The organism is bacterium, from assembly GCA_021372535.1.
Lineage (GTDB): Bacteria > Latescibacterota > Latescibacteria > Latescibacterales > Latescibacteraceae > JAFGMP01.
Map to the genome: position 1 here is coordinate 1 of JAJFUH010000061.1, position 18,947 is coordinate 18,947.

Below are 18,947 nucleotides of genomic sequence, written 5' to 3' on the forward strand. Positions count from 1 at the left end.
TAAGCGATATTAGGTTGACAGGGGCACGTTGCAACGTGCCCCAACACGGTTAAACGATTCGGCCAGCCAACGTCCGATTCTACAAACACATCATCCGTAATGATACCGAATATGGCCGCATCCGGGAATACATCGCAACCAATCCCGTCCGTTGGGCGGAGGACAGGGAAAACCCGGATGGCAAAACAAAAACAGAGCGATAGCAATGGTAAACGTCTTGTTGTCCAGCTGCGCCGGGTATTTGCAGTGGAATTGTGATGGGATTCGATCCGGACAAAAACCATCGCCGTTCGATCCGGCTGGCGAAATATGATTATTCACAGGCCGGGGCATATTTTGTGACGATATGCACCCGGTACCGGGAATGTTTATTCGGCGAGGTGATCGCCGGAGAAATGAAATTGAACGCATTCGGGCAAATCGTGGTCGAGGAATGGTTCAAAACCGGCGTAATACGGCCCCGTATCCGATCGGATGCGTTTATGGTCATGCCGAACCATGTTCACGGTATATTGGTGATCGACGATGGTTGTTGTAGGGGCACGTTGGATGGTAGGGGCACGTTGCATCGTGCCCCTACAACAACAACAATCCAACGTTCCCACATAATAACAACCCAACATGTCCCAACGGTGGAACGATTCGGCAAACCAACGCCCGATTCAATTCCCACGATTGTCAGATTGTTCAAATCGGCGGCAACGAAACAGATCAATGAATTACGGCAAATGCCCGGCGTCGCCGTCTGGCAGCGCAATTACTACGAACACATCATCCGTAATGATACCGAATTGGGCTACATCCGGGAATACATCGCAACCAATCCCGCCCGTTGGGCGGAGGACAGGGAAAACCCGGATGGCAAAACAAAAACACAGCAACAGCAACGGTAAATGACACATAATAACGATACATCAGGGAGAAAAATATATGCATGTTGACCGGTTCATCGTCGGACCGCTGGAAACCAACTGTTACCTCATCCGGTGCGGAAAGACAGGAGAATCCGTGCTTGTCGATCCGGGCGGCATTTCAAGCGAGCTTATCGCCTCGGTGCGGGGCACGAAGCTCAGCGCTGTCATCCTGACCCACGGCCATTTCGACCATATCGGTGGTTTGAAAAAAATCGTCGAGCTGACCGGCGCACCTGTGCTCATCCACGAGCTCGATGCACCGATGCTCCTCGATCCGTTCGAGAACGGCTCGTTCATGATCGGGGTTCAGGTCAAGACGGTCGAGGCATCCTCACTGATCGCCGACGGCGATACCGTTCCATGCGGATCTTCGTCACTCCGGGTTTTCCACACGCCGGGACATACGGAGGGGAGTGTTTCGTTTGCGGCGGACGGCGAGTTCATCATTTCCGGCGACACTCTTTTCAGGCTTTCGGTGGGAAGATGGGACCTGCCCGGAGGAAGCCATTCACAACTCATGGAGAGTCTCCGCACGGTTTATTCTCCTCTGCCCGATCCGATTGCGGTCTTCCCCGGGCATGGTGAATCGACTACCATGGGATACGAAAAGCGGTATAACCAGTTTATGGCGGATTTCGACAATGCCTGACTCTTTCTCTGTCACCGAATACCTCACCTACCTCGAAGTGGAGCTCGGCCTGAGCGCGAACACGCTCGAAGCATATCTGCACAATGTCAATCGCTATATTTCCTTCCTAGCAGCACGGGGAACGGGAAATCCCAATGCGGTCGACAAACAGACCGTGCTCGAGTTCATCGATCACCTCAAATCGCTCGGTTTATCGCTCAACAGCATTGCCCGCAATTTTTCCGCTGTCCGCTCATACCATCTCTTCCTGTACCGCGAGCATCTCGCGAAAGGAAATCCGACCGAAACCGTGGAACTCCTGACCATCCACCGTAACCTGCCCGATGTTCTGAGCGTCGATGAGGTCATACGGCTTATCGAGATACCCGACATGGCAGAACCGCTCGGCCTCCGCGACCGGGCGATGCTCGAATTCGCCTACGCCACCGGAGTCAGGGTTTCGGAGCTCATAAACATGACCCTCCAGAATATCCTGTTCGACGAAAATCTCGTTCGCATAACCGGGAAGGGCTCGAAGGAACGTATCGTTCCCCTCGGAGAAACCGCCAAGGCGAAAATATTGGAGTATATGAACCATGTACGGCCTTCGCTGGCGGAAAAAAGGGGATCGAAAGATGTGCTATTTCTGAACAGCCGCGGAAAACCTCTTTCGCGGATGGGATTCTGGAAAATTCTGAGAAAATACGTCATTCTCGCAGGCATCACGAAGCACACGAGCCCGCACACTCTCCGCCACTCGTTTGCGACCCATCTCCTCGAAGGCGGAGCCAATATCCGGGTCGTGCAGGAACTCCTCGGGCATTCGAGCATTTCCACAACCGAAATTTACACTCATGTCGACCGCGAATACCTGAAAGAAGTACATCGCAGCTTCCACCCGCGCGCCTGAAAACTACGATTCCTTTCATATTTCACAAATCTACAATCACTGCATAATCAATAATTATTGCTGCACGACAAAAAAACCGCCGGATTTTTAAAGTTTTTCTGAAAATAAAAACTTGACATATCACATTCTGAATAATGATAATAGAAGTATATGCAACTGTTACAGAAACAACGGAATAATTCTACAAGAAGGGAGCAGTTCATGGTTCATGTAAAGGTTAAAATTTTTTTGTATGCCGTTCTGACATTATTCCTGATCGTTTTCGTATCCGGAATCAGCGCGCAGAACCGCACCGAGGCTGACCGAAAAGCCGAAGCCGATCAATTTGATAAACAACATCTCCGGTATTCCACCGGCATGGTGACCGATACCGCAAAAGAATTCATTACAATCCCTGAGGGATATCCCGGAAAACGTGATTTCGAACTTGCCAAAACCCCTCCGACAGTCGATTTCGCACCGGTCAGAGGGCTCAATCCCGAATTTTTCCCCGATGACAACAAAGGTCTCTGGTCACAGTGGGGCGAGGTGACCACCGGTCCCAACGGCTGCTATTACATGGCCAGCGGAGATCATCGCTCGAAAGATTCTCATGTTATCATAGTCGAATACGACCCCGTGAAAAAAGACCAGCGGATTGTCGTCAATGTCGGAAAAGTTTGCGGATGGAAACCGGGACTTCATACCGACGGCAAAATCCACGGCCGTATGGACATCATGCAGGACGGCACGCTTGTCGGCGCGACATGGCTCGGCCGCGATGTGAGACCCGATGATATCGAGCACGGCTGGCTCGGCGGGTACCTTCTCACCTACAACGTGTTTACCGGGGTTGCCGAATCACATGGCATTCCGATGCTCAATTACAGCTGGCACTACCATGTCACCGACCGTCAAACAGGGGTTTTCATGGCAGTTGGCGACGGTTTCTCGAAGGGAACGGCATTTCTCGCGTATGATGTGAGACACCGCAAGATACTGTTTGCCGGTATACCTCCAGACTCCATATCGCTCAACCTCAGGTCGACACTCCTCGATGAAAGCACCGGTCTTTTATATTCCACCGACAACAACCGGAACCACACATTCGTATGCTACGACCAGCGGACAAACCGTTTCAGACACCTTGCCTGCACAACACCCGTCAATCCCGCCACAGGCAAAAACTACAATCTGCGGGCTTATACGGAATACCGGACACCCGATAATATTTTTTACTGTATCGATCAGGTCGGTACGATGTTCAAGTTTTTCCCCGAAGAGGAGCGGACTGAATACATGGACATCAACTGGAACGACGGCGTATATACCACTTCCATGGCAATAAGCCCGAAATTCAAGTATCTCTACTATGTTCCCGGCTCGCACGGCGGCACGATGGACCTTGGCACACCGATTGTCCAGTACGACCTGGAAAAAAAGCAGAAAAAAGCCATCGCGTTTCTCGGTCCTTATTATCACAGCAAGTACGGTTATGCAACAACGGGAACATACGGTATCGAGCTCAGCAGCGACGGGTCATACCTTGTAATCTCGATGAACGGCGGTTTCGGGCCGGACCCGAAGAAGTCGCGATTCGAGCATACGGCCATTTTCGTCGTTCACATTCCCGAATCCGAACGCCGCGAATAATAACTCAACGGAATCAGGCGTATTGTATGCAGAAAGGGCGGAACACAACCGCCCTTTTGCGTTTATTGAATGCAGATATTCATGGATTTGGCGGATTGACACGGATTACACCGATGTGCGAGGACACTATCATTCCGATGTAGACTATCGATGTTATACAACATCTGGACAGTTTCATCACGGTGTTTATAAATATACTCACGTGTGTTTCGCAGGATTTTTTTTCATGGTCTCCTCGATCATATCCTTCATTTTAATCACGGTATTGGTCTTGAGAATGTAATTCTTCGCCCCGAGTCCGATACACTCTTTGACCATCTCGGAATCGGCGGTCGAGGTCATTATGATAACGCAGGCATCGGGGAATTCACCGATAATATCACGCAACACCTCATCACCGTTTTTCCCGGGCATGAATATATCCAGGAGCAGAAGATCGGGTTTTATTGTTTTATAGAGGCTGGCAGCCTCGTTTCCGTCCACCGCCTCACCGACGACCCTGTGCCCGATTGAAAGTACGATACGCTTCATAAGAGCCCGGGTGGTTGCTTCATCATCAGCAATAATCACCCGCCTGTTCAGCAGTTCCATACCATCACTCCAGCGGAACAGTGAAACTGAATGTCGATCCCTGACCGGGCATGCTCCGGACTGAAACCGTTCCATGGTGGGCTTCTACAATCTTTTTGACAATGGCCAATCCCAGGCCGGTGCTCTTTTCCCCGCCGGTCGGACGAGAGCTCAATCTCTGGAATTCACCGAACAGCCTGGCCTGTTCCTCTTCGGATATTCCCGGCCCTTCATCACGAATACCAACCTTTGCCGTCATCCCCTCGCGCTCAAGAGAAACATGAATGTTCGAACCGGGAGGAGAATACTTCACCGCATTACTGAAAAGATTGTCGATCACCTGACCTATCCGCTCCTGGTCGGCCTGGCATTCGGGCACATCCTCAAACGAGGTGTGTATATGCATGCTTTTCTTTTGAGCGACGATAGTCAGAATCCTGATTCGCTCCTCAATCACGCTCCGAAGAGAAACACGCCCGAACCGGAGCCGCAGTTTCCCGCTCTCTATCGCGGCGACATCGAGAAGATCGTTGACAAGACCAAGCATGTTTTCACTGGCGGAATACATGATCGTGATCATCTCTATCTGATCCGCTGTCAGTGATTCCTCATCTTCGAGGAGCAGTTCACAGAATCCGCGGATCGAAGCGAGCGGATTCCTCAGGTCATGCGCCGCTATTCCCAAAAACTTGTTCTTCAGCTGGTTAAGCTCCACGAGCTGCCGTTCAAGCGAGGCATAACTCATGACGAGTTTCATGAGAAGGTCCGTCTGGATATTACGGTCGTTCTCAGCCGCATGGTATCCCAGAAGTTCGGTCAGTAAAGTATCGGAATGGCGTGTTATCGTCTCTTTGACCTGATAATGCTCCCGGGCGAGGTCTTCAATGTCCATGATTCACAGCTTTCTAAAAAATATTTTCCATGAAAAAAGTTCTTCATCAATCGGATATTATTCCATCGATGCCTATCTTTTTACAGGCAAATAATCGTTCCGAAATCACTGCAATATCTTCTTTTTTTGTAATAATACTGCCATGCTGGGGAGCAATAATGGCATATGGGATTTTTCCCATCTGTCTGAGCGCATACCGTAATGCTTTAACAGAGGTCATAATGATCTCATGAAATTTGAGAATATCAGGCAAGGGGCAGTATGATTTGCTTTTCGAGCAGTTGTAGTCATGACATGACTGACACTCATCTCCGAGAATGAGATTCAAATCCCATTGTTCCGCATAACTTCCGAAGAGATCGCTCGAAAAAAGAATACCTGTTTTTTCATCAAACGTTACGAAACTTCCCGCCGAATGAGCATAGGGAGTTTTTACGAATGAGAGCTTTCTCCCCGAGGCAAATGTATATGAATTCCCGACATCATCGAGAGTTAAAAGGGGCGAAGAAACCGAATAATGCCGGATGAAAATATTATTTTCCTTGTCGGAGATGATTTTAAGATCATCCCTCCCGATAATATCCTCAAAATTGGAAATACTGCCGCATAAATCGGGATCATAATGCTGGTAAATGAGGGCGGATATCGATGAGGGTACTATACCCGCCTGAAGTATCTTCATCATGACCGTCGGAAAATCCGGGCGGCTGCCGCCATCGATCACTACTGCCTCATCACCATCGACGATCAGATACGGATTGCAGTGCAGCCCCGATTCCTTATCGTAATAGCCGACCCAGTAGACATCTTCCGCAATTTTAACCGGACGGTTGTAATTCAGATTGATATTCGAGATATCCGTCATGACTGGCTCCGGAATTTATATGTTATATTTCGCTGATAATGGTTTCTCTTCTTTGTAAATGTATTCCGTCCTGTTCAATATTTTCCGATTATCCAGTTAAGTCAACTAACATCATTAATCCCCCTCGGCTTCGCCGTATCCCCCTTATCAAACAAAGGGGGATGAAAGTGCCCCCAAAGCCGCTCCCCCCTTAACAAGGGGGGATGCCACAGGCAGGGGGGATCACATACTATCGGAAAAAATTATCGATTCTTATTTAAAAAGTTTTTTTGCTTATCAAACTGGATAACCGGATAATATTTTTTCTAATCCTGCCATCAATATATAACAAATTTAACTTTTTAGTATTTTTTTTCATTCGTATAAAGTTTCAATAGCAATGAAAAGTGTAAAGACTTTCCATTTCATATTCCCGGCTTGCTGCACAAATTTAAAAAACACATGAATACATACAGTATTTGTATTACATTACTGAAAATGAAACGACACTGAAACGGTCACGGTTATGAAACAGGAAAACCTCAGATACATCCGAACATGGTTTGACAGCTATATCAATGCATTTAACGACGGGACCCCGAATACAGCATTAATAATTCTCTCCAAGCGGGAACATATCCTTTCCGTCATGGCCAACTGCCGTGTCATCGCCGGTGAACTCGGATGGTCCGGTCATGAGTGCGATATTGCCGAAATGGCGGGTCTGCTTCATGATATCGGTCGTTTTTCGCAGTATGCCGAGTATGGGACATTCATCGACAGCGATTCCATCAATCACGGAGAACGCGGTTATGAGGTCGTTTCCGGGGCGGGCATTCTCGATAACCTCAAACAGGGATATCGTCGTATAATTCTCGATGTGATACGATACCACAACAACAAGAAATTCTCAAATATTGCCGATCCTGGCAGCCACCCGTTCATCAGACTCGTTCGTGACTGCGACCGGCTCGATAAATTCAGGGTCGTTGGCGAATCAATTCGCAACCGTTCCCGTGAAAGCGGTTCCGGAACTCCGCTAACGATGGAAAAAGACGGCCCGGTAAACCCGGTCATACCCGAAAAAATCCGCCGGAAAGAAACCGTTTCAAAAAAGGATATCCACTCGCAGCTCGACTATTACCTGTTTCAACTGTCATATGCTTTTGACATCGATTACCGGGCGACATATCGACACATGCTCGACGGGGGTATACTCGATCTCCTGATGAATGCCGTTCCCCGGGAGCAGAACATTATCGATGCGCTGGAACTCATATCGGAGTATCTCCATAATCAGTCCGGAGACAAGAAGCATCGGTGATCTTTGGATTTATCATCGGGTACAAAAAATCATAGATCATATATTATCAATATATTACATGCTGTTCCTGTTTGTTTAATAGAATAACCACTAACTTTTTTACCGTGATTTCTTATGCATATACCAGAGCTTCTTGCACCCGCAGGATCCATCGAGGCATTCCGGGCAGGTTTTAATGCCGGCGCCGATGCCTTTTATCTGGGTTACGGTGATTTCAACGCCCGCAGGCGAGCGAAAAATTTCACCGACGATGAAGTCCGTCTTGCAGTCGATCTGGCGCATCAGCATGGCAAAAAAATCTATATAACCCTCAATACCCTCGTCTTCGACCATGAGATTGAACACCTTGCCGGTGTGTTTGAACACATCAGGGAAATTCGCGCCGATGCGGTGATTGTCCAGGACTGGGGAGTCATCGCGCTGCTCAGGAAATTCTATCCCGAAATACCAATCCATGCTTCGACCCAGATGTTCTGCCATAACTCGTTCCATGCGGAATTTCTCAGGGATCGGGGAATCACACGGATCATTCTGCCGCGGGAACTGAAAATCGACGAAATCAGGAGTATAATGGAACGGGTTCCCCTCGAATACGAGATATTCATCCACGGCGCCATGTGTTTTTCATTTTCGGGATGCTGCCTGTTTTCCTCGTATCGTCACGGCGAATCGGCAAACCGCGGAAGATGCAGGCAGATGTGCCGTTTCCCCTTCGATGACGGTAAAGGAACGGCGTATCCGTTTTCGATGAAAGACCTCGATTCCCTCGGCCATATGCGCGAACTCCTCGATCTGGGAGTGGCAGCATTCAAGATCGAGGGCCGGTTGAAAAACGCCTCGTATGTCGGGGAAACAGTGTCCGCATACCGCGCTTTGATCGATGCCTTTCGTGACGGTGCGTCCCTGTCGCCGGATATTCCCCGTCTGACAAAACAGCGTCGATCCGAAGCGGGATACCTGCTCACCGGCCCCGATTACGGGAAGCTCGTTGACAAAACCAATCCCGGAACATCGGGTGAGGTGTCCGGCGAAGTGCTGTCGATACATGAACAGAAAATAAGGATCATGTTTTATTCAAAGCCGCTGAAAGGATTGAAGCTCCGCATCCAGGACAGTGCCGGGAAAAATTTGTATACCGGGACGCTTCTCGACTTCAGCCGGGAAAAAAGCTCGCGGGACGGCAATGTGTTTGTATGGAATATCCGCGATCACATCCGCACATCGGGATTCAAACCTCCCTTTCTGGTATATGTCACAGGGAAAAGCACACCGGGGAATGTCTACCGTGAAATGAAAAAAATGGTCGATGAACAGATGACGTTCGAGCCTCTGGCGCTCGAAATCGACTGCAACGCGGACAGGATTGAAATCACAGCACATTTTGAAACTTTTACCGGTGATTTCACCGAACGGTATGCTATAACGACATCACAGGCGCAATCACATCCTCTTACAGGCGCTCAGGTCGAACGTATTTTTTCACAAACGGATCGTTATCCTTTCCGGATTGCCTCGATCAACTGCCATGTCGATGATGAGAATCTCTTCTGCCCCGTACATTCACTGAAATCGGCGCGGAGGTCTTTTTACCGGGATATATACGATTTCTACAACAATATCAAAAACCGTGAAAGAGACCGGCGCATTTCGGCGCTCATGGAGTACGTTCATTCCATCGGACACGAACATATATCCGAACAAAAACAGATGACCTTCCGTTATGCAAATTCGCCACTCATCGGCGGTTCGGCGGCCACCGCCGATTTTACCGTCCACCGGGCGGAATCCGGTCAAATCCCTGATGTATCGCCATCGCAGAATGTGATGCTTCTCCTTCCCCTTTTCACACCGGAGAAGAAACTCCATGACTGGGAAAACTGGATCGGAAAACTCATTACGCACGGATACACTCGTTTTATGGCGCCGACATACGGATGGCTCGTGCTGATGGAAAGATACCCCGTGGCTGAATGGATCGCCGGGCCATTTCTCTATCTGGTCAATTCATGTGCGGTCGATTATTTCAAGCAAAGTAAAATAAGATATTTTACCCTGTCTCCCGATTTGAATCCCGATGACATGGGCGCAGTCGCACAGTCAGGAAACCGTCTTATCGCTCTCAATTCCCCCCGAGAGGTTTTCGCAACCCGTTTATCCGTACCGGACAATGTATACCGTTTACACGGAACATCCTGCCGACCGGTGAAATATGCTGATTACACCGTAATCGAAGAATGCCGAAAGAGCTGATTATAATAATGTACACTTTCCGTTTCAAAACAGCATCTATAACTGTGACAAGCATTTAATATAATTTTCTTCCTCTTTCTTCCTCTCGTCAATCGCGTTTAAACGTTCGGTGAACCAGATATAAGCCATCATACCGTGAAATTTATTTCGTCCATCGTATTGTCGATAATATTGGATTTGTGTCTACTTTAATAGACATACAGAATAATACTATCCCCATTCGAGTCCCGATTATTAATCTGCCATGCAACACCTATCACTTTTATTATCAATATATTGTGTCAAATTTATTATTTTTGGCACAAATTTTGTTCACTTCTACACTTCAGGATAATACTTCGATGTTTAATTTTAAACACACAAGAAGAGTAATTATCATGAAAATTTTGTTCTACAGTAAAAATGACAACCAGTTCTGCAGAAAATTCTGCGAGATGGTCGAATCGGTTATTCCCGACTGCGATAAAGAAGTGTACCGAAGCATCGAATCGCTTCAGAACAGTCTTTGCAGACCATTGTATTATGACACGGCTATCGGTGTATTTTTTATAACCGATCATCATGAGCTCTCGGAGATTATGGAACTTCAAGCGCTCTTTCGCAATATCCGTCTTATCGTTTTACTTCCCGACCGACAAAAAGAAACTATAACAAAGGGACACACACTTCACCCTCGATTTTTGAGTTTTGTCGATAATAATCACTCGGAGATTCTGGCGATCCTCGAAAAAATGACCGGAAAAGATTATACGGAAAAATCCGAACACAGATGAGCGTATAATATCGCGAAATATCTATTCTTATTTTGAGCATATGTACCCGAGAATACGGTGACAGGATATTACCGGTGCATGCATTAACGATTAAAACAGAACATGTTCATGGTTCCGGCCGGACCTGAACAAAATGAACGGCAGCGAGGAATAACAGTTACCTGTTTATCATGAGAATTTTCGAAATAATGGTTTTGCAGTTATTGAGAAAATGGTCATGACGGACTTAAAATCTTTTAAAAAGGAGCGGTACGATGTTCAAGAACATGAAGCTGGCGACAAAAATCGGATGCGGATTCGGAATATTGATTGTGATAGCAGCGATCATGGGATACACGGGATGGAGCAGCCTGAGAACCGTGCGATACAATGTCGAGATTGGTAATGGCGCCGGCCAGATGGTGACTCAATCCCTGAAAGGCCGTCAGCACGAGAAGAATTTTATTATGAGGAAGGACAAAACATATCTCGAAGAAGCAAAAAAACTCATCGATGAATTTCATGTGCAGACAGCCGAAACCACAAGTAAGCTCAAGGACGAAAAGGATCGTGAAACCGTCCGTCAGATCGATGGTCTCGCCGAAACATGGTTTAAAGAACTGACTGAGTACGGTGTAATCGAGGGGCAGAAGACCGATGCCGAGGAAGTAATGGTCGAGCAGGCTCGTTCCGCGATTGCCGAGATCGACAAGATGCGCGCAGATCAGCTGAAAAAGCTTGTTAACGAACTGGCAGGCCAGAAGTCATCTGCCGGAGTGAAGGATCGAGTTGATAAAGCCGAAGACGCCAGTCATCTCGCAATTCTTATTCTCGAAGCCCGTCGTCAGGAGAAGAACTTCATAATCCGCGGAGACCGTCAGTCGATCGATACGGTTAATAAGGCGGTTGTTGATATCGTTACGTTGTGTGAAGACCTCAAGCTGCGATTCAAGGATGAGGCTAATGACCAGCAGGCCGATAATGTCATTAAGTCCACAGAGATGTATAAAAAAGCTTTTGAAACCTATGTGACGTATATCGATGCGCAGAAAAAGAAGGAAGAAAACATGCTTGCGGCGGCGCGCAGCCTTCAGGAGAAAGCTACCGGACTTCGCGATGAACAGAGTAATAAGATGAATTCGGCCATGGCCGGGGCGAATATGCTGATGATCGGGCTGGCGCTCGGTGGAATAATTATCGGAATCTTACTCGCATTCGTGATCACGAAGAGTATCGTGAAACCGATCAACGCAATAATCGAGGGATTGAGTTCGGGCGCCGAACAGGTGGCGGCTGCATCGAACGAGGTTTCATCGTCCAGCCAGTCGATGGCGGAAGGAGCAAGTGAGCAGGCATCGAGTCTCGAAGAGATATCTTCATCTCTCGAGGAAATGACCTCGATGACCCGTCAGAACGCCCAGAACGCATGTCAGGCCGATACGCTTGCGGGAGAAGCACAAAATTCTGCGGGTAAGGGCGCGGAGACAATGACCCGGATGACCGAAGCAATCGACCGGATAAAGTCATCCTCGGACGAAACGGCCAAGATTATCAAAACAATCGACGAAATCGCGTTCCAGACCAATCTTCTTGCCCTTAATGCCGCGGTGGAAGCCGCCCGCGCCGGCGAGGCTGGCATGGGATTCGCCGTGGTTGCCGAAGAAGTGCGTAATCTTGCACAGCGGAGCGCAGAAGCCGCCAAGACAACATCGGCGCTTATCGAGGAATCCCAGTCGAACGCCTGTGACGGTGTCATAGTGACAAAAGAGGTGGCCAATATTCTTTCCGAAATATCGCGGATTGTACAGAAGGTTAAACAGCTTATCAACGAAGTTTCGACAGCGAGCAACGAACAGACACAGGGTATAACACAGATCAATACCGCTATAACTCAGATGGATCAGGTGACCCAGACAGCTGCGGCCAGCGCAGAAGAATCCGCCTCGGCAAGCGAAGAGCTGTCTTCCCAGGCATCGGAGCTCAACACCATGGTCGATGTTCTCATAGCCATTGTGGGCAGCAGGAACGGAACAGGACCTTCCAAAAAGCTCCCGGAGAGGAAAAAGGTCAAAGCCCTTTCAAACGGACATAAAAAACCGATAAAAACTCACACACCGGAGAAGGTTCAACAACACCACAATCACACGGCGACAGTTATCAAGCCCGAAGATGTGATTCCGCTGGAGAGTGAAGAGTTCGAGGAGTTTTAATATCACAACCAGGAGGTTCAGGTTAGGGAGGGGTCATATGCTGTTTCCAGCAATGTGCCCCTCCTGAGGGATTATCGCGAAATTTTAATTCAGCTTCTTTGCCTTCACTCATACCCTTTCCTATCTCAGGAGAAGCGGCAATGAACAGATACCTTATCGTGCCGGTTGTGGCAAGCGCTCTTCTGCTGATACACGGGATTTGCGGCGCTCAGACACAGAATCTTGACGATGTCATGACACTTATAAAAAGTGTCGAGGAAAAGATTCAGGCACTCGACGAACAGCAGAAACAGAGCGTACCATCCAAAATCGCGCAGCTCGAACAGCAGATAGAACAGATCAGAAACACCACCCGCACCGACACCGAATCAATCAATGGCATCGCAACGGAAATACGAACATTGATGGCAGAACTACGCAACAACATGAATCAGCCGCAAAAACCCGACAATCCTCCGCAACCGGTACCCGCGCCGAATAAACAGGATAAATCAATATCAGACAAAGATTTCCGGGTATTCTGGAATAACGGTGTCTGCATGAATACCGCGGACAAGGCTTTTCAGTTCAGGATCGGGGCCCGGATCATGAATGACTGGACTTTCATGAGCGGTCAGGATAAAGTCACGGAAAAACTCGGGCCACTGGATGATGGTACTGAATTCAGACGTGCGTGGATCCAGTTCTCGGGTCTTGCGTATGGAAATACCGAATTCAACGCCCTTTTAGGGCTGAACAGCGGAAAGCCCGAAATTCTCGATGTCTATGTCGGGCTGAAAAACATCCCCGGAGCCGGAAATATCCGCATCGGGCATTTCAAGGAGCCTATCGGCCTGGAACAGCTCATGAGCAGCAACGATCTGTCCTTTGTCGAGCGGTCATTCGCCCATGCCCTCAATCCGTTCAGAAACACCGGTGTCATGCTCTCAAACAGCGTCATCAAGGGACGCGCGACATGGGCGGCAGGCGCCTTCCGCGAAAGCGACACATCGGGAAACGGCTCCGGAGATGGTAAATACAATTATACCGTGCGGCTGAGCGGCTTACCCCTCTTTACCGAAAAAGGGGTCAAACTGATCCATATCGGAGCATCGTACAGTTATCGTAATCCATTAAAACACCAGATACAGTACAAGTCGAGAAACGAGACGCATCTCGGGCCGTACTTCGTGAATACGGGTACCCTTAATACGGACAGTATCAATCTGATAAACGCAGAGGCGGCAGGTATTTACAGCCGAGCATATTTCCAGGGCGAGTATATCAGTTCCGAGGCCGACATGACCACAGGCGACAATGCGGGATTTTCTTCGTACTATATCATGGGAAGCATATTTCTGACTCCACACCACCGTGCATACAAACAGTCCAGCGGAACATTCGGAGGCGCTGTCATGGACGAGAAGTCGTTTTTCGGCAATGGCGGCTGTGGCGCATGGGAAGCGACAGTGCGGTATTCGAATATCGATCTTACGGACGGAGCTGTAAATGGCGGAGAGGCGACGGATATCACCATCGGGCTTAACTGGTATCTTAATCAGAATACCCGTGTGATGGTTAACTATATTTATTCCGATCTTGACGATACAGGTAAGGCGCGCGCTCTTCTTATGAGGTTCCAGTTCAACATGTGATCATCGGCCAGTCGAGGGTAAATCGTATGAACAAGAGAATGTTCGTAAAACAAATAATCCTCTTCGAGATTACAGCGTACTCAATCATCATATTCATGTTTTTCGCGGATGAGATTTTCGACTTGCCCCACTATTTACTGGGAGCCCCGGCAACGCCGATAAACTGGACCGAGAGTTACATGGAATCGGGATTTGTTACCGTTCTGGCTGTTATTACCATCGTACAATCGTATTTGCGATTCCGGTAAGACGAACTCTCTTTTCTTTTGAGATTCCAGTTCTACATGTGATTATCAGGCAGATAAGGAAAACCGTATGCATAAACGAAAATTTGAAAACCGGATAGTCCTCTGCGAGATTATTGGATTTACAATCGCCGTATTCATGTTATTCGCGGACGAGGTCTTCGACTTGCCCCACTATTTACTGGGAGCCCCGGCAACGCCGATAAACTGGGTCGAGAGTTTCATGGAATCGGGCTTCGTGATCGTTCTGGCGATCATCACCATCTCCAACTCATGCTGTAACTTGAATAAGATAAAATATCTCGAGGGTTTTCTGCCTGTGTGCTCATTCTGTAAAAAGATTAAAACAGGGGATACATGGATACCTATAGAGGAATATATCAGTAAAAATTCCAACGCTGTGTTTTCACATGGATTCTGCCCCGAATGTGCCAAAAAATATTATGGGCAGTATATGCAGAAAGAAGACAATTTCGTCGCCGGCGACCTCAAAGAGCAGGCACGAAAGAGCAAAGAATCCACCTTAAAAGAAGGTGGGTTTCTATTTTGAAATAATGAGGGGTAATCATTTCCCCGGATTGTTCGCCGAAGAAGACTTCGCCTGCGCTTCCAGAAACCGGTAGAAATCGACCTGGGCCTGTACAGGAGGTTTATCGGGCTCCCGTATGTAGGGATTATCCTGAGCCTCGTTCAGTATTCGGGCTTTGGTGTTGTCCCTGAGCTGAATATCAAGAAAGGTTTTTAACTCATTCCGGATTTCCTTATCATAAATCGGGCAGGTTGCCTCGATTCGCCTGTCCAGGTTCCGTGTCATCCAGTCACATGAGGAAATAAATAAGAGCTCATCTCCCCCGTTGTGGAAAACAAACACCCGGGAATGTTCGAGAAAACGGTCGATGATACTTATGGCCCGGATATTCTCGCTCAAACCCTTCACACCAGGCACCAGCGAACATGCGCCACGGACGATAAGGTCGATTTTCACCCCGGCCTGGCTGGCGTTATAGAGTTTTTCTATCATCATCTCATCGACAAGACTGTTGAGCTTCAGAAGAATATATGCTTTTTTCCCTTTTCGAGCGTTTGTCACTTCGTTTTTTATAAAAGCGCTCATTTTCTTTCTTGTCAGAAAGGGTGACACAATGAGATGGTTATACGTACTCGTTTTATAATTATTATCGAAAAAATCGAATACTTTTTTAATATCACCAGTAATTCCGGGATGTGCTGTCAATAAACTATGGTCGCTGTATACCTTCGCGGTGTTTTCGTTATAATTCCCCGTACCGATATGCGCGTAATGGACAAGCTTGCCCTTCTCCCGGCGTGTGATGAGACATAGTTTGCAATGGACTTTGAGGTTGGGAACACCGTGGATGATACTCACTCCTTCCTCACGGAGCTGGTCGGTCCAGTAAATATTCGCTTCCTCGTCAAAGCGTGCTTTAAGCTCGATGACGGCGGTGACCGATTTCCCGTTTCTGGCAGCCCGTATGAGAGCATTATTTACATTCGAATCCTTGGCAACCCGGTACAGCGTTATTTTTATCGAAACGACTTTCGGGTCGATAGACGCTTCCCGTAATAAATCGATAAAGTAGTGAAACGATTGATACGGGTAGTAAATCATTATGTCTTTTTTCCTGATCAGCTTCAGCAGGCTGGAATCGGGAATGATATCCTTATGAGGCACCATGGGCATAGGTTTATACCGAAGGGACTTCGAGCCTACCGCAGGAAATGACATGAAATCTTTGAAATTATGGTATCTTCCGCCCGGAATGAGCGAATCGGTATCGGTGAAACGGTTCTTTTTAACAAACATTTTCAAAAAATCTTCCGGGATCGAACTGTCGTAAATAAACCGGACGGGTGAGCCTTTTTTCCGGTCTTTCAGGCTCCTGCTCATTTTCTCGAAAAAGCTCATGGTAATGTCTTCATCGTCGATATCGAGCTCGGCATCACGGGTGAGCTTGACGATATATGCCTTATACGATGTAAAACCGAACATCGAAAATATTACCCCGAGCCCTATCCGTATCACATCGTCGAGCAGGATGATGTAAACACCGTCATCCTGTGAAGGTAAAACAAGGAATCTCGTCAGAATCCTCGTCGGAACCTCTATCAGGGCATGTTTGGGGAATTTCGTATTTTTCTTCTTATACAGCAGAACCGCAAGGTAAACGGAATGATCCTTTAATATGGGGAACTGCTTGAGATTCTCTATCATTACAGGGAACAGTGTCTGCCTGACTTCCTGGTGGAAATAATTTCTGACATACACTTCCTGCTCCGGGCTGAGCTGTTTTTCGTTAACGATGTTAATATTTTCTTTTTTCAGCTCTTTCAGTATCTTCTGATAAATCTCGTCGAAGTTGTTCTGCTGACGGATGACAATCTGCTGAATCTCGTTAAGAACCTCTTCCGGATATTTCCCCATGAGAATTTTTTTCTTTTTCCCGGCTTTTACCATACGTCTGAGCGTCGCAACCCTGACCCTGAAAAACTCGTCGAGGTTCGAGGAGAATATTCCGAGGAATTTAATCCGCTCGATAAGAGGAGTCGCCGGATCATCGGCTTCCTGAAGAACACGCTCATTAAAGGAAAGCCAGCTTATTTCACGGTTGATAAATCTGGGTTCCGGGTCTTTCATGGATTTTTTGCCTTCCGAAGGACAGGAATAAAGGTGTACGTGTCATAATATACAGAACCGTAATCATGATTATATAAAAAATATGTTACAAAATCTCAAGATATTTATTAAAATATGATTATGGGGGAAATAATATTTATTACAACTAATTACCAGTGTCATGTCTATCCTGACAGGACACCGGAATCGGACTGAAACTATTACCAGAGCATGAATACCTTGAAAATACTCAATATTTATCCCGGACAGTTCCGGTAAGGAGGCACATTATCAGAATCGATTCCATCGAGATTTTCCGGGTCGATATGCCGCTCATATATCCTTTCAGGACGGCGTTCGGCGATGATGATACGATCGAATCCATGCTGGTCCGGTTCCGCTCCGGGGATTCATATGGCTGGGGAGAATCGGCGCCGTGGAAATTACCCGCGTATTCCCCCGAGTGCTCCAAAACACAGTTTATCATCTCTCGCGACTTTATCGCACCTCTTCTCCTTGGCGAAGATATACATTCGGGGATTGAGCTGCAGGAACGGCTCTCCGGCATCAAGGGTAATCATTTTGCAAAGGCAGCTTTCGACCTTGCATGGTGGGACCTTCATTCCCGTCAGCTTGGCAAACCCCTCTGGCAGTTCATCGGCGGACAAAATCCGACCGTGGACGCCGGCGCCGACTTCGGCATCATGGAAAGCATCGACCTCCTTGTAAGGACAATCGGCGCTTCGCTGCAGCAGGGTTATAAAAGAGTCAAGCTCAAATACCGTCCCGGGTGGGATATCGATATGATCGATGCGGTCCGCACAACGTTCCCCGACGCGACGATCCACATCGACTGCAACAGCGCGTATACCCTGCGCGACCTCGACATGTTCAAAAAACTCGACCGATACCATCTCGCCATGATCGAACAGCCGCTTGGACATGACGACCTCATCGACCATGCAGCGCTCCAGGCCCGTATCGAAACACCGATCTGTCTCGACGAGAGCATTACCTCCCCCGATAAAGCCCGTAAAGCCATCCAGATAAAAGCATGCCGGTGGATCAATATCAAACCGGGCAGGGTCGGCGGTACGACACATGCGCTGACGATAAACTCGCTGTGCCGTGATGCCGGAATCCCCTGCTGGATAGGAGGCATGCTCGAATCTGCGGTCGGTGCGATGCATTGTCTCGCTCTGGCTACCCAGCCCAATATGCGCTATCCGTCGGATATTTTCCCGAGCGAGCGTTTTTACCGCAACGATCTGGGAATCCCATCAATGAAACACTCGGCGCCGTCGCAATTCACCGCTTCCATGACACCGGGCGCCGGGGCAGAACCCGACCCGGAGCTGCTTGTAAAACAGACTATCGAGCATGCGGAATTAATGTAAGATTTACGAAGTACGATTTACGATTTATAGAGACCTGTTAACCCAAAATCGATCCCCGACTTGATCGGGGACTAAAAACGTTCATCGATAATAAGTTTTGGAGTTTTTTC

General features: G+C 48.0%; 16 protein-coding genes. 12 read left to right on the plus strand and 4 right to left on the minus strand.

Annotated features, from left to right (window positions below; genetic code table 11):
* Positions 1–257: 257 nt before the first annotated feature.
* From LLG96_06550 to LLG96_06565, 4 genes are all read left to right on the plus strand, one after another.
* Positions 258–893, plus strand: a complete 636-nt coding sequence (locus LLG96_06550) for a transposase (GenBank protein ID MCE5249864.1) — start codon at positions 258–260, stop codon at positions 891–893.
* A gap of 37 nt (positions 894–930) precedes the next feature.
* A complete protein-coding gene (locus tag LLG96_06555) occupies positions 931–1,563 on the plus strand; it encodes an MBL fold metallo-hydrolase (protein MCE5249865.1) in 633 nt (210 codons plus the stop codon).
* Positions 1,556–2,452, plus strand: coding sequence for a site-specific tyrosine recombinase XerD (gene xerD / locus LLG96_06560; protein MCE5249866.1), 897 nt, complete (start codon positions 1,556–1,558; stop codon positions 2,450–2,452). Before LLG96_06555 ends, xerD begins: the two co-directional genes overlap by 8 nt.
* 201 nt (positions 2,453–2,653) lie before the next feature.
* Entirely contained in the window at positions 2,654–4,084 is a 1,431-nt protein-coding gene (locus LLG96_06565; protein MCE5249867.1) for a hypothetical protein, read from the plus strand.
* A gap of 198 nt (positions 4,085–4,282) precedes the next feature.
* Here the strand turns inward: LLG96_06565 and LLG96_06570 are convergent, their stop codons facing one another.
* From LLG96_06570 to LLG96_06580, 3 genes are read right to left on the minus strand one after another with little or no spacing between them, the layout of a single operon-like run.
* A complete protein-coding gene (locus tag LLG96_06570; protein ID MCE5249868.1) occupies positions 4,283–4,675 on the minus strand; it encodes a response regulator in 393 nt (130 codons plus the stop codon).
* A gap of 4 nt (positions 4,676–4,679) precedes the next feature.
* Positions 4,680–5,546, minus strand: coding sequence for a HAMP domain-containing histidine kinase (locus LLG96_06575; protein ID MCE5249869.1), 867 nt, complete (start codon positions 5,544–5,546; stop codon positions 4,680–4,682).
* Between the two features lie 46 nt (positions 5,547–5,592).
* On the minus strand, positions 5,593–6,411 hold the full coding sequence (locus LLG96_06580; protein ID MCE5249870.1) for an MBL fold metallo-hydrolase: 819 nt from the start codon (positions 6,409–6,411) through the stop codon (positions 5,593–5,595).
* A 505-nt stretch (positions 6,412–6,916) separates the two neighbouring features.
* Between LLG96_06580 and LLG96_06585 the strand changes: the two genes are divergently transcribed.
* The 7 genes from LLG96_06585 to LLG96_06615 all read left to right on the plus strand — a co-directional run bounded on the left by LLG96_06585 (position 6,917) and on the right by LLG96_06615 (position 15,355).
* Complete coding sequence (locus tag LLG96_06585) at positions 6,917–7,714, plus strand: HD domain-containing protein (protein MCE5249871.1); 798 nt, start codon at positions 6,917–6,919, stop codon at positions 7,712–7,714.
* Between the two features lie 114 nt (positions 7,715–7,828).
* The gene (locus LLG96_06590; protein MCE5249872.1) at positions 7,829–9,964 is read left to right on the plus strand and encodes a U32 family peptidase; all 2,136 of its coding nucleotides are present in this window, start codon (positions 7,829–7,831) and stop codon (positions 9,962–9,964) included.
* Between the two features lie 377 nt (positions 9,965–10,341).
* Positions 10,342–10,737 (plus strand): hypothetical protein, encoded by a 396-nt coding sequence (locus LLG96_06595; GenBank protein ID MCE5249873.1) that lies wholly within the window; start codon positions 10,342–10,344, stop codon positions 10,735–10,737.
* Between the two features lie 254 nt (positions 10,738–10,991).
* Positions 10,992–12,926, plus strand: a complete 1,935-nt coding sequence (locus tag LLG96_06600; GenBank protein ID MCE5249874.1) for a methyl-accepting chemotaxis protein — start codon at positions 10,992–10,994, stop codon at positions 12,924–12,926.
* A gap of 140 nt (positions 12,927–13,066) precedes the next feature.
* Positions 13,067–14,560 carry a hypothetical protein gene (locus LLG96_06605; GenBank protein MCE5249875.1) on the plus strand — a complete coding sequence of 498 codons (1,494 nt, stop codon included), beginning with the start codon at positions 13,067–13,069 and terminating at the stop codon, positions 14,558–14,560.
* Positions 14,561–14,586: 26 nt separating this feature from the next.
* Complete coding sequence (locus tag LLG96_06610) at positions 14,587–14,808, plus strand: hypothetical protein (protein MCE5249876.1); 222 nt, start codon at positions 14,587–14,589, stop codon at positions 14,806–14,808.
* Between the two features lie 67 nt (positions 14,809–14,875).
* Positions 14,876–15,355 (plus strand): hypothetical protein, encoded by a 480-nt coding sequence (locus LLG96_06615; GenBank protein MCE5249877.1) that lies wholly within the window; start codon positions 14,876–14,878, stop codon positions 15,353–15,355.
* A gap of 15 nt (positions 15,356–15,370) precedes the next feature.
* Here the strand turns inward: LLG96_06615 and ppk1 are convergent, their stop codons facing one another.
* Positions 15,371–17,461 (minus strand): polyphosphate kinase 1, encoded by a 2,091-nt coding sequence (gene ppk1, locus LLG96_06620; GenBank protein ID MCE5249878.1) that lies wholly within the window; start codon positions 17,459–17,461, stop codon positions 15,371–15,373.
* Positions 17,462–17,766: 305 nt separating this feature from the next.
* Here ppk1 and menC point away from each other — a divergent pair, with 305 nt between their 5' ends.
* Positions 17,767–18,837 (plus strand): o-succinylbenzoate synthase, encoded by a 1,071-nt coding sequence (gene menC, locus LLG96_06625; protein ID MCE5249879.1) that lies wholly within the window; start codon positions 17,767–17,769, stop codon positions 18,835–18,837.
* Positions 18,838–18,947: the final 110 nt, after the last annotated feature.

Excerpts from the sequence above, each read along its gene's own strand:
- LLG96_06550 (MCE5249864.1), top strand. The coding sequence starts at position 258 with ATGGGATTCGATCCGGACAAAAACCATCGCCGTTCGATCCGGCTGGCG.
- LLG96_06570 (MCE5249868.1), bottom strand. The coding sequence starts at position 4,675 with ATGGAACTGCTGAACAGGCGGGTGATTATTGCTGATGATGAAGCAACC.
- ppk1 (MCE5249878.1), bottom strand. The coding sequence starts at position 17,461 with ATGAAAGACCCGGAACCCAGATTTATCAACCGTGAAATAAGCTGGCTT.
- xerD (MCE5249866.1), top strand. The coding sequence starts at position 1,556 with ATGCCTGACTCTTTCTCTGTCACCGAATACCTCACCTACCTCGAAGTG.
- LLG96_06590 (MCE5249872.1), top strand. The coding sequence starts at position 7,829 with ATGCATATACCAGAGCTTCTTGCACCCGCAGGATCCATCGAGGCATTC.
- LLG96_06605 (MCE5249875.1), top strand. The coding sequence starts at position 13,067 with ATGAACAGATACCTTATCGTGCCGGTTGTGGCAAGCGCTCTTCTGCTG.
- LLG96_06585 (MCE5249871.1), top strand. The coding sequence starts at position 6,917 with ATGAAACAGGAAAACCTCAGATACATCCGAACATGGTTTGACAGCTAT.
- LLG96_06580 (MCE5249870.1), bottom strand. The coding sequence starts at position 6,411 with ATGACGGATATCTCGAATATCAATCTGAATTACAACCGTCCGGTTAAA.
- LLG96_06575 (MCE5249869.1), bottom strand. The coding sequence starts at position 5,546 with ATGGACATTGAAGACCTCGCCCGGGAGCATTATCAGGTCAAAGAGACG.
- LLG96_06600 (MCE5249874.1), top strand. The coding sequence starts at position 10,992 with ATGTTCAAGAACATGAAGCTGGCGACAAAAATCGGATGCGGATTCGGA.
- LLG96_06565 (MCE5249867.1), top strand. The coding sequence starts at position 2,654 with ATGGTTCATGTAAAGGTTAAAATTTTTTTGTATGCCGTTCTGACATTA.
- LLG96_06610 (MCE5249876.1), top strand. The coding sequence starts at position 14,587 with ATGAACAAGAGAATGTTCGTAAAACAAATAATCCTCTTCGAGATTACA.
- LLG96_06615 (MCE5249877.1), top strand. The coding sequence starts at position 14,876 with ATGCATAAACGAAAATTTGAAAACCGGATAGTCCTCTGCGAGATTATT.
- LLG96_06595 (MCE5249873.1), top strand. The coding sequence starts at position 10,342 with ATGAAAATTTTGTTCTACAGTAAAAATGACAACCAGTTCTGCAGAAAA.
- LLG96_06555 (MCE5249865.1), top strand. The coding sequence starts at position 931 with ATGCATGTTGACCGGTTCATCGTCGGACCGCTGGAAACCAACTGTTAC.
- menC (MCE5249879.1), top strand. The coding sequence starts at position 17,767 with ATGCCGCTCATATATCCTTTCAGGACGGCGTTCGGCGATGATGATACG.